Raw genomic sequence first — 10,919 nt, 5'->3', positions numbered from 1 at the left:
AAAATGACCTATTTCGGCGAATGCCTGTTATTCGCTATAATATAAGCAGATCAACAAACAACAAAAAATATAAACAGGAGGTAGTCAGATGAAAAAGAAAATCACATCAATCATTTTAGCCGCAATTATGGTCACCAGCGTTGCAGCTTGTGGTAAAGAAGCAGTTACAAATAAGGCATTCATTGGGAAATTCATGGAAGAAAACCCGGATAACGGTGGTTGTATCCGAATAAAAAATGTTTGATAAGAAGGTGAAAATGTGAACAGTAAAAGAGAAAAGATATATGGAGTATTTGCAACAATACCGGCATTGATACTCTTTTTAATATTTACGTATATTCCATTGCTGATGACTTTGGGATATTCCGTGACAGACTGGAATGGATTCAGTAAGAATTTTAATTTTGTAGGGATTGATAATTTCGTTCAGGTATTCAAAGATACCGAAGTGCTTCAGACATTTGGCAATACAATGTATTTTACCGTATTGGTAGTAGTAATCGGCCTTGCCTTACAGCTGATGCTGGCAATATTTTTATTTGAAAAACTGAAGGGCAGGAATGTACTGAGAGCAATTATTTATGCCCCCTGTATTATCAGCCCGGTCATTGTATCCCTTACCTGGGTAAACTTTTTCCAGTACGCCGGAATCATTAATGAAGTGCTGTCTAAGCTTGGATTAGAGGGGCTGCGGGTGGATTGGCTGGGAGATGTCAGCATCGTGAAAAATGTATTGATATTCATCAATACCTGGCAGTGGGCAGGATACGGTATGATAATCTTCATGACGGGCTTAAGCAGTATTTCCAAGGATGTGTACGAAGCCGGCATGTTAGACGGTGCCTGTGGATTTAAAAAATTCAGGTATATCACACTGCCTCTGTTAATGCCATCAGTAACCGTTAACGTATTTATTTCCATCACAGGAGCGCTGAGACTGTTCGACCTGCCTTTTGTTATGACAGGAGGCGGACCGATTAATGCCAGCAAGACAATCAGTATGACAATTTATGATAATGCTTTTCTATATGAAAGATTTGGATATTCAAGTGCGATCGGCGTTATTTTCTTCCTGATTATAGCTACGGTTACGGTGATCCAATTGAAAATAACCAGAAGCAGGGAGGTGGAATATTAAGATGGTTCGAAAAAAAACAATATTAACGGTTTTAAAATATATTTTCATCTATATGATTGCATTATTGATTATTCTGCCGATCTTATACATGTTTTTATCCTCCTTCAAGAACCCGGGAGAGGTGAACAAAATGGTTTCCCTCCCCTCCGGATTCTACCTGGAGAATTACAAAGCGGTATTTCAAAATGATACGGCGGTGAGAAGTTTTGCCAATTCCGGTATTATATCGATCTTTACCATAGCCATTGATATTCTTCTATGCGCTTTGGCATCCTATGCGATGGCAAGGAGAAAAGAAAAATATTTTTCCTTTCTTTACTTATTATTCTTAAGCGCCATGATGATTCCGGTAGTAGCCAATCTGCCTTCCATTTACAGTATTATCCTGAAATTTGGCTTAAAAGATACCAAGACGGCATTAGTGCTGATTTATGCAGCCACCCAGATCCCCATGGGAATTCTTTTATTCACAGGATTCATTAAGGGGATTCCCAGAGAACTGGATGAAGCGGCAATTATTGACGGATGCGGATATTTACAGCGGTTTTTCAAAGTTCTGTTTCCACTTATGAAACCGGTTATGGTCACTTATGCGCTGACCACTTTGGTATATGTATGGAACGATTTCTTAATGCCTCTTATGGTCATATCATCCGAGAAGAAAAAACCAATTACCCTGGCTGTTTACTCTTTTGTAAATGAACATCAGACGAATTTCGGTGCAATCTACGCAATGCTGGTTGTTGCAGTAGTGCCGCCGATCCTTCTTTTCATCCTGCTACAGAAACAGTTTTATCAGGGAGGGGCAGCAGGAGCAGTCAAGGGCTAAGAGAGTCAGAGAAAGAACATCTGATGGAATGGGTGGACATACAGTAGGAATCTCCCGGGGCAATGCGTAAGGCGCTGCGGTCAGCCGTTTCCGAGAATTGGGTGTTGTCTGGTAAATCCAGGCATTCACGATACATTAGATTAGTTGAAACAATTAATATTTAATACAGAAAGGAATTACATATGAATAAACAATACGAAGTAGCAGCATATTATTTCCCAAATTATCACTATGATGACAGAGTGCAGGAATGGCACGGGGAAGGATGGAATGAATGGGAGCTGGTAAAAAATGCAAAGCCCAGATTTGAAGGACATGTGCAGCCCAAGATACCTCTCTGGGGATACGAAAACGAGGCAGATCCCAGAGTGATGGAGAAAAAGATTGAAGCGGCGGCAAGCCATGGATTAAGTGCATTCATATTTGACTGGTACTGGCATAAAGAAGGGCCATTCCTGGACAGATGCCTGGAAGAAGGATATCTGCAGGCAGAAAATAACAAAGATTTAAAATTTGCAATTATGTGGGCAAATCATGACTGGCTGGAAATACATCCGGCGACCAGATTTCAGCCTTATCCGGTGAGAATGAAAGGCGAAGTCTCTGAAGAAGTATTTATCCAGGCAACAGACCACATAATCGATACCTATTTTGTACATCCATCCTATTGGAAAGTAGACGGCAGGTTATATTTTTCGATCTATGAAATGATGAGCCTCGTAAAAGGTCTGGGAGGACTTGAGAACACAAAGAGGGTATTAGAAGAACTTCGGTCAAGAGTGAGGGAGAGAGGGCTTGGCGAACTGCACTTAAACGCTGTAGTATGGGGAATCGAAACCCTTCCTACGGAAAATACGCTGACCAATCCCAATGAAATCATCGAATATTTGGGAATAGACAGTGTCACCAGCTATGTATGGGTTCACCATATCGAATTCGAACATTTTCCGGACACTTCCTATAGAAAAATGAGGGAAATATGCAAAGATGAGCATGCCAGACTGCAAAATCAGTATCCCCTTCCCTATATTCCAAATGTGACCGTAGGCTGGGATTCCACACCGAGAACCGTGCAGACAGACCGGTTCGACAGTATCGGCTATCCATATTATCCGGTGTATATGGATAATACCCCTATGGAATTTGAAAAAGCGCTGTATGATGCGAAAGAATTCCTGGATAAATCAGAAAAAAGCTTCAATATTTGTACGATAAATGCATGGAATGAGTGGACGGAAGGAAGCTACCTGGAACCGGATACGGTAAATGGAATGGCTTATCTGGATGCCATTAAGAAGGTTTTTGGTGATAAATAAATGTATGTATCCCTCCTCATATCCGAGGGGGGTTATATATTTTCTATAAGTTTTTCAGGTAAGACTTCTCTACAAAGTTAATAATCTTATAAAGTCCCATGGCGATAATGCAAAGTATAACAATGCTCATAATAACCCAATCCAACTTAAAAACCTGACTGCCATATATAATCAGGTAGCCAAGTCCCTGCTTGGAACCTATAAATTCGCCGATTACCACACCAACCAGGGCAAGACCGATATTTACCTTCATGACACTGATAATGGTAGGAATGGTGCTTGGAAGAACGACACGCAGCAGGACGTCTTTTTTCGTGCCCTGCAGAGTGTAAATCAATTTTATTTTATCCGGAGATACTTCTTTAAATCCGGTATATAGATTTAATATTGTACCGAAGATCGCTACCGAAATTCCGGCTACAATAATTGTTTTCATATTTGCACCCAGCCATACGATTAAAAGTGGAGCCAGCGCTGATTTTGGAAGGCTGTTTAAAACGACCAGGTAGGGTTCTAATATTTCAGAAAGTTTTTTGCTGAGCCATAACAGTACGGCAGTTGCGATTCCCAGCAGAACTACTAAAGCGAAGCTGATCAGTGTTTCTGCTAGCGTAACGCCAACATGGAGGAAGATGGATTTATCCTGAACCATGGAAATAAAGGTATTTAATACCCGTGAGGGGCTGCTGAAAATAAAGCTGTCGATGATGCCAAGTCTTGCAGTGATTTCCCAAAGCGCAATAAACAGTACTAAAATAAGAATCCGCATGATTGTTACCATGCGTTTATGGTGAAGCCGCTGTTTTAAATATTCTTTTTGATTGACAGAAGCGTTATTCATTTACATTCAGCTCCTTCCAGATTTGATTGAAATAATCTTTGAATTCAGGAGCGTTTCGGGATTTCATTGGAGTACGGTCTTCGATACTCATATGAACCGGTATAATGCTTTTGATTTTTGCCGGCCGTTTGGTAAGAACGATAATGCGGTCTGCAACGCTGATTGCTTCCGACAGGTCGTGGGTAACCAGAATAGCGGTTTTGTGGGCTTTCTTTAGAATAGAAGAAATATCATCACATACGGATAGGCGTGTCTGATAATCAAGAGCAGAAAAAGGTTCATCTAAAAGCAGAAGTTCCGGCTGCAGTGCCAGTGTACGAATCAGTGCTGCACGCTGACGCATTCCGCCGGATAGTTCGGAAGGCTTTTTATCCTTAAATTTGTATAATCCATAATCTTTCAGCATCTGGTCAACCATTGCTTTACTTTCATCTGTAATTTTTTTCTGAATCTCCAGACCCAGGAGAACATTGCGGTAAATTGTACGCCATTCAAACAAATGGTCTTTTTGGAGCATATAGCCTATATTCGTATGAGCTTCTTTTACATCTTTCCCATTTAGGAGAATGGAACCGGATTCAGGCTTTAAGAGTCCGCTGATTAAGGAAAGCAGAGTAGATTTGCCGCAACCGCTGGGACCGACAATAGCGATGAATTCGCCGTCATTCACCTGAAAGGAGATATCAGATAAAGCATAAGTTTCTCCGCTTACACTATGATAGGAAAAGTTCACGTCTTTTAGTTCTAATAAGGTCTGCATTTCGTACCTCCTATATTGTTATATCATAGTGTATGAAAATGACGCCGAAATGTTCAAGAATTCAGAGTAAGAGAAGCTTCAATCAATTGTTTTGCACCATAAGAACCCAGGACAGGAACATCTTCTGGATGGGTACAGTCTGTAATGCCTTTATCAAAAAGCACATTGATATTCATGGGGAACTCATCATCACCCTCCCAGAGAATATAGGTAATGGCAATCAGGGGAAACAGCTGCAGGCGTACCGACGCATCCCCATAAGTGCAGATAGTACCGTGAAGTGCTTTCCCGGCCTGTATAAACCGGTCTGTATGCCCTTCAAATGCTTTCTTCAGGGGCGGAATTGTCTCGCGAATAAAAGCAGCCTCAAAGTGGCTGACACCGCGGATGGAATGAAAGGGAATTTCCTCTCCGGTAACTGCAGCAGTATCTTTGGCATAAATCAGATAGTGGATCAGCAGCAAACGGGTATGCACCGGAATTTCCAGATCCGGACAAGCCTGGTCAAAGATGCTTCCGTCCGAGATACTGACCATATAGCATTTATCCAGAACCGGCAGCAGCAGGTATTGTCCATCCCCGGAAAATGCAAGCCCGGTTCTAAGTGCAAGTTTCTTAAAATCCATGTGCAGGAAAATCTGACGGTCATGTTCAAAGACCAGTTCATAGTTGTCAGTATTTTTTTGTTTTATTTCCATAAATAGTTCTCCTTAATTAAATATTTAATGTAGGTAAAAAGGTAGTATTCTTGTATTTTAGTTTAGCATAAGAAGAGATACGTGTATAGACTTTTACATCCAAATCAGGATAAAGTTACGATAAGTTCTCCCCAAAACCTCCCCACATTTCTTGCCCTTTATCCCATTTAATGATATAATTGCCAAATCAATAAACCAGAAAATGATAATTGGTGTTCCTCATACTACCAAAACCATATTAGAGCCTGTTTAAAATATCACTAAACCAGAACGGGTATTTTGGAACAAGTAATATCCGGGATTTTAAACAGACTCTGGAAAGCAGAGTTGATTTATGAAATATAAAAAACAAATCTTTATTACACTATTCCTGGTAATCCTATGCTCCTTTTCCATAACCGCAGCAGCAGCCGGCAGGGGAGGGCGCAGAGCGGACAGAAGAGCCGCCAGTAAAAATGCGTGGACTGTTCAGCAGTACGGCAGTGACAGTGATGGAAGTCAGTCTATGTTCTATACCATAAGCAATCGTAAAGGAAAATTAATCGTCATAGACGGTGGATGGAAACAAAACGAATCCCGGGTACGCAGTGCCATTCAAAGGCTTGGTAACAATGTGGATCTTTGGATTATCACCCATCCCCATCCGGATCATGTGGGAGCTTTTAATGCAATCGTATCCAATCCTCAGGGGATTCGTATCCGGAAGGTTTTAGCCCCTAAGATTAATCCGGCAGTTTATCAGAAATATGCCCAGGAGTGGGATGAATACAGCATATTTGAAGAGTTTAACGGCATCATGTCCGGTGCCGGAAATCTTCAGTACATAAAAGGAGGGGATACGATAGATATCTCCGGACTCAGCCTCCAGTTCTTCAGTTCCTATGATGGCAGATTAGAGAAAACCAGCAAGGATATCTGCAATGATTCTTCCCTTGTATTTAAAGCTGCCTACAATGGAAAAAGTATGATTTTTACCGGGGATATTAATTCCAGGCGTGCAAATATGCTGGTGAAAAAGTACGGGAAGAAACTTAGGTCTAACTATTTACAGGCTCCCCATCATGGAAATAATAATAAGAGAGAACGGTTCTTCAAGGCGGTGAGGCCCCGGGTAACATTTATAGATGCGCCCTCCTGGCTCCGTAAATTCCCGGCTGTGAAACATAATATATCCGTTTTGAAAAAGCAGGGAAGCAGGATTATAACCTATGGTTCTTCAAGGAGAACGGTAAAGTTAAAATAGTTACCTGCGTCTTTATTGGGAATAGAAACTTTATGGACTACCAACATCAGAAAGTGATTAAGAGAAGCCGGAGATTATCAGAAATAGTCCGGAGATAAGGAGAGTTTATGAAAAATCTGCAGGAAATGTCAAATGAAGAGTTATGGGAAATATTCCCCATTGTACTGGAGGATTATAATCCTGAATGGAAGGACTGGTACCAGAAAGAACAGGAAATCATCATTAATGCTGCAGGGAAAAATAACGCAGCCAGAATTCATCATATAGGAAGTACTTCGGTCTACGGTTTGCGTGCCAAACCAACCGTTGATATCTTGTTGGAAATAAAAAAAGAATGCGATTTGAATTTACTCATTTCGAATCTGAAAGAGGCCGGATATATGTATTCACCCCAGCCCCATAAACCTGCACCCCATATGATGTTCCAAAAAGGCTATACGCCCTTGGGATTTGAAAGGGAAGTGTATCATTTGCACATACGCTACCAGGGAGATTGGGATGAAATCTATTTTCGGGATTATCTTCGGATTCATTCAGACGCTGCGGCAAAGTATGCAGATCTCAAGGATAGACTGAAAAAAGAATATGAACATGACAGGGATGGATATACCTTTGCAAAGTCAGAATTTGTAAAAAATATCACGGAATTTGCAAGAGAAGAGAAGAAACGAAATTACCAGAAAGAACTGGATCAGGAAATAGAGAAGATCAAGAGAGACGATAAAGTTCCAACTTTGCTGCTTCACAGCTGTTGTGCCCCTTGCAGCAGCTATGTTCTGGAATATCTTTCAAATTATTTTAAAATTACCGTATTCTACTATAATCCTAACATTTATCCACAGCAGGAGTATGAGAAAAGAGTGCTGGAACAACAGCATTTTATTCAGAGCCTTCCGGCGAAGTATCCGGTAGAATTCTGCGGGGGACGCTATGAGCAGGAGGAATTTTACAGCGGTATTCACGGGCTTGAAAAAATCAGAGAGGGCGGGGAGCGCTGTTATGCCTGTTATGAGTTGCGGCTTCGTGAAACAGCACGGATTGCAAAAGAACAGGGATATGATTATTTCACCACTACATTGTCCATCAGTCCTTTAAAAAATGCAGTGAAGCTAAACGAAATCGGAGAACGCCTGGCGGCTGAAATACAGGTTCCGTATCTGGTATCTGATTTTAAGAAGAAAAACGGATATAAAAGATCCATCACACTTTCCGGCCAGTACGGACTTTACCGGCAGGATTATTGCGGCTGTATTTTTTCTAAAAAAGAAAGAGATAATCAGTGAATATACAATCAAAAATATTGTATAAATATAGAATTTATGGTAGACTTATAGGCAAATCCGGCAGATTTATGCGGACATACAGATAAAAGAAAAAGAAATGAGGAAAATATTATGGCACAGTTATGGGGCGGACGCTTCACCAAAGAAACAGATCAGTTAGTGTATAACTTTAATGCATCAATTTCCTTTGACCGGAAATTTTACAAACAGGATATCGAAGGAAGCAAAGCACATGTGACAATGCTGGCAAAACAGGGAATTCTTACACCGGAAGAAAAGGAAGAAATCATCGGGGGCTTAAATGGTATCCTGGCAGATGTGGAAAACGGAACCCTGGAAATTACGGATCAGTATGAAGACATTCACAGTTTTGTTGAAGCAAACCTGATTGACCGTATTGGAGATGCAGGTAAGAAACTTCATACGGGGCGAAGCCGTAATGACCAGGTTGCCCTGGATATGAAACTCTATACCAGAGACGAGATTTTAGAGATGGATGCATTACTGAAGAACCTCTTAAATACGCTGCTTAAAATCATGGAAGAGAATACCAGGACTTATATGCCGGGATTTACTCATTTACAAAAAGCACAGCCCATTACCCTGGCTCATCATGTAGGTGCTTATTTTGAAATGTTCAAAAGAGACCGGTTAAGGTTATTTGATATATATAAGAGAATGAATTATTGCCCACTGGGTTCCGGTGCACTGGCTGGTACTACTTATCCGCTGGATCGTGATTACACGGCTGAACTGCTGGAATTTGACGGACCTACTTTAAATAGTATGGATTCAGTGGCTGACAGAGATTATGTAATTGAATTATTGTCTGCCATGTCTACAATCATGATGCATCTGAGCCGTTTTTCAGAGGAAATTATCATCTGGAATTCTAATGAATATCAGTTTGTGGAGCTGGATGACGCTTACAGTACCGGAAGCAGTATTATGCCCCAGAAGAAAAATCCGGATATTGCAGAACTTGTACGGGGAAAGACTGGCCGTGTTTACGGTGCGCTAATGTCGATTCTGACCACAATGAAAGGAATACCCCTTGCATATAATAAAGATATGCAGGAGGATAAAGAGCTTACCTTTGATGCAATCGATACCGTCAAGGGCTGTATTGCATTATTTACCGGTATGGCAGCTACCATGCGGTTCAATAAAGCAGTTATGGAAAATAGTGCGAAAAATGGGTTTACCAATGCTACGGATGCAGCAGACTATCTGGTAAATCATGGCGTACCTTTCCGTGATGCCCATGGGATCGTGGGACGTCTGGTACTCTACTGTATTGAAAAAAATATAGCGCTGGATGATATGAGCCTTTCGGAATACAAAGAGATCAGCCCTGTTTTTGAAGAGGATATCTATGAAGCAATCAGCATGAAGACCTGCGTGGAAAAGAGAATAACGATCGGTGCTCCTTCTGAAGAAGCAATGAAGAAAGTCATCGCCCTGGAAAAAGAATATTTGCTGAAAAATTAAAAAAGTACTTGCATTTTCGGGAAAAATGGTATACTATTGTTCAAAGGAAAGACAAATGTACGTGGTAGAAAAACACAACCTGCTGTAATGTCCATTTGGCCCTTGAATTTATGAAAAACTTTCTGCCGGAAAAATGCCGGAAGCACGTTTTTTGTAAGAATAATTTGTGTGAGGAGAATGTTAAAATGAGTCAGAAATTAAAAGTAGGCGTATTAGGCGCTACCGGTATGGTAGGACAGAGATTTATTTCATTATTGGAAAATCACCCATGGTTTGAAGTAGTAACCCTTGCGGCAAGCCCGAGAAGTGCTGGGAAAACATATGAAGAAGCAGTAGGCGGAAGATGGAAAATGACCACACCGATGCCGGAAGCAGTTAAGAATATCGTTGTAATGAACGTAAATGAAGTTGAAAAAGTGGCATCTGGCGTAGACTTTGTATTTTCGGCTGTAGATATGAGCAAAGATGAGATCAAAGCCATCGAAGAAGCTTATGCAAAGACAGAAACTCCGGTTGTATCCAACAACAGTGCACACAGATGGACACCGGATGTACCGATGGTAGTGCCGGAAATTAATCCGGAGCATTTTGAAGTAATTAAATTCCAGAAAGAACGTCTTGGTACAACCAGAGGATTTGTAGCAGTTAAACCAAACTGTTCTATCCAGAGTTATGCACCGGTACTTACCGCATGGAAAGAGTTTGAGCCATATGAAGTGGTAGCTACTACTTATCAGGCTATTTCAGGTGCCGGAAAGACTTTCAAAGACTGGCCGGAGATGGTAGAAAATATTATTCCGTATATTGGCGGAGAAGAAGAAAAAAGTGAGCAGGAACCATTAAGACTCTGGGGAAATATTGAAGACGGTGTAATCAAAAAAGCAGCTTCACCAGTGATTACCTGCCAGTGTATCCGTGTTCCGGTATTAAACGGACATACAGCAGCTGTATTTGTAAAATTCAAAAAACAGCCGACAAAAGAACAGTTAATTGAAAAATTAGTGAATTTCAAGGGCTTGCCTCAGGAACTGGAACTTCCGAGTGCACCAAAGCAGTTCATCCAGTATCTGGAAGAGGATAACCGCCCACAGGTAACAGCAGATGTAGATTTTGAGAACGGAATGGGTGTCTCAGTTGGAAGACTGAGGGAAGACACCGTATATGATTATAAATTCGTAGGATTGTCCCACAACACAGTGCGTGGAGCAGCAGGCGGTGCAGTACTTTGCGCTGAACTATTAAAAGCTCAGGGATATATACAGGCAAAATAAGCAGTATGAAACAGTAGAAAACAGCATTTAAAAGAGTATACTTCTAAAT

General features: G+C 41.0%; 11 protein-coding genes. 8 read left to right on the top strand and 3 right to left on the bottom strand.

The genetic code is table 11. The annotated features are described in order from the left end of the window. The first annotated feature begins 88 nt into the window (after nucleotides 1-88). The 4 genes from CD03_RS37920 to CD03_RS33870 all read left to right on the top strand — a co-directional run bounded on the left by CD03_RS37920 (nucleotide 89) and on the right by CD03_RS33870 (nucleotide 3,283). A complete protein-coding gene (locus CD03_RS37920) occupies nucleotides 89-244 on the top strand; it encodes a surface glycoprotein (RefSeq protein ID WP_138002553.1) in 156 nt (51 codons plus the stop codon). A gap of 15 nt (nucleotides 245-259) precedes the next feature. After that, entirely contained in the window at nucleotides 260-1,138 is an 879-nt protein-coding gene (locus CD03_RS33875) for a carbohydrate ABC transporter permease (protein ID WP_044289459.1), read from the top strand. A 1-nt stretch (nucleotide 1,139) separates the two neighbouring features. Continuing rightward, complete coding sequence (locus CD03_RS0117280; protein WP_027294719.1) at nucleotides 1,140-1,967, top strand: carbohydrate ABC transporter permease; 828 nt, start codon at nucleotides 1,140-1,142, stop codon at nucleotides 1,965-1,967. A 182-nt stretch (nucleotides 1,968-2,149) separates the two neighbouring features. Then, nucleotides 2,150-3,283 carry a glycosyltransferase WbsX family protein gene (locus CD03_RS33870; RefSeq protein WP_044289458.1) on the top strand — a complete coding sequence of 378 codons (1,134 nt, stop codon included), beginning with the start codon at nucleotides 2,150-2,152 and terminating at the stop codon, nucleotides 3,281-3,283. A 43-nt stretch (nucleotides 3,284-3,326) separates the two neighbouring features. Here the strand turns inward: CD03_RS33870 and CD03_RS0117270 are convergent, their stop codons facing one another. From CD03_RS0117270 to CD03_RS0117260, 3 genes are read right to left on the bottom strand one after another with little or no spacing between them, the layout of a single operon-like run. Next, entirely contained in the window at nucleotides 3,327-4,124 is a 798-nt protein-coding gene (locus CD03_RS0117270; RefSeq protein ID WP_027294718.1) for an ABC transporter permease, read from the bottom strand. Further along, complete coding sequence (locus CD03_RS0117265; protein WP_027294717.1) at nucleotides 4,117-4,884, bottom strand: ABC transporter ATP-binding protein; 768 nt, start codon at nucleotides 4,882-4,884, stop codon at nucleotides 4,117-4,119. Before CD03_RS0117265 ends, CD03_RS0117270 begins: the two co-directional genes overlap by 8 nt. Nucleotides 4,885-4,937: 53 nt before the next feature. Beyond that, the gene (locus CD03_RS0117260; protein WP_027294716.1) at nucleotides 4,938-5,582 is read right to left on the bottom strand and encodes a DUF3786 domain-containing protein; all 645 of its coding nucleotides are present in this window, start codon (nucleotides 5,580-5,582) and stop codon (nucleotides 4,938-4,940) included. A 334-nt stretch (nucleotides 5,583-5,916) separates the two neighbouring features. On the opposite strand from CD03_RS0117260, the gene CD03_RS0117255 reads away from it, so the two are divergent. The 4 genes from CD03_RS0117255 to asd all read left to right on the top strand — a co-directional run bounded on the left by CD03_RS0117255 (nucleotide 5,917) and on the right by asd (nucleotide 10,870). Continuing rightward, nucleotides 5,917-6,825, top strand: a complete 909-nt coding sequence (locus CD03_RS0117255; protein WP_027294715.1) for a ComEC/Rec2 family competence protein — start codon at nucleotides 5,917-5,919, stop codon at nucleotides 6,823-6,825. A gap of 107 nt (nucleotides 6,826-6,932) precedes the next feature. Beyond that, on the top strand, nucleotides 6,933-8,108 hold the full coding sequence (locus CD03_RS39990) for an epoxyqueuosine reductase QueH (protein ID WP_197041670.1): 1,176 nt from the start codon (nucleotides 6,933-6,935) through the stop codon (nucleotides 8,106-8,108). Nucleotides 8,109-8,219: 111 nt separating this feature from the next. Then, nucleotides 8,220-9,599 carry an argininosuccinate lyase gene (gene argH / locus CD03_RS0117245; RefSeq protein ID WP_027294713.1) on the top strand — a complete coding sequence of 460 codons (1,380 nt, stop codon included), beginning with the start codon at nucleotides 8,220-8,222 and terminating at the stop codon, nucleotides 9,597-9,599. 185 nt (nucleotides 9,600-9,784) lie between these two features. Beyond that, nucleotides 9,785-10,870, top strand: coding sequence for an aspartate-semialdehyde dehydrogenase (gene asd / locus CD03_RS0117240; protein ID WP_027294712.1), 1,086 nt, complete (start codon nucleotides 9,785-9,787; stop codon nucleotides 10,868-10,870). Nucleotides 10,871-10,919 lie beyond the last annotated feature (49 nt).

The organism is Robinsoniella sp. KNHs210, assembly GCF_000686105.1.
Taxonomy (GTDB): Bacteria; Bacillota; Clostridia; order Lachnospirales; family Lachnospiraceae; genus Robinsoniella; species Robinsoniella peoriensis.
The sequence above is the reverse complement of the archived record's forward strand: the minus strand, read 5'-3'. Positions and strand labels throughout refer to the sequence as shown.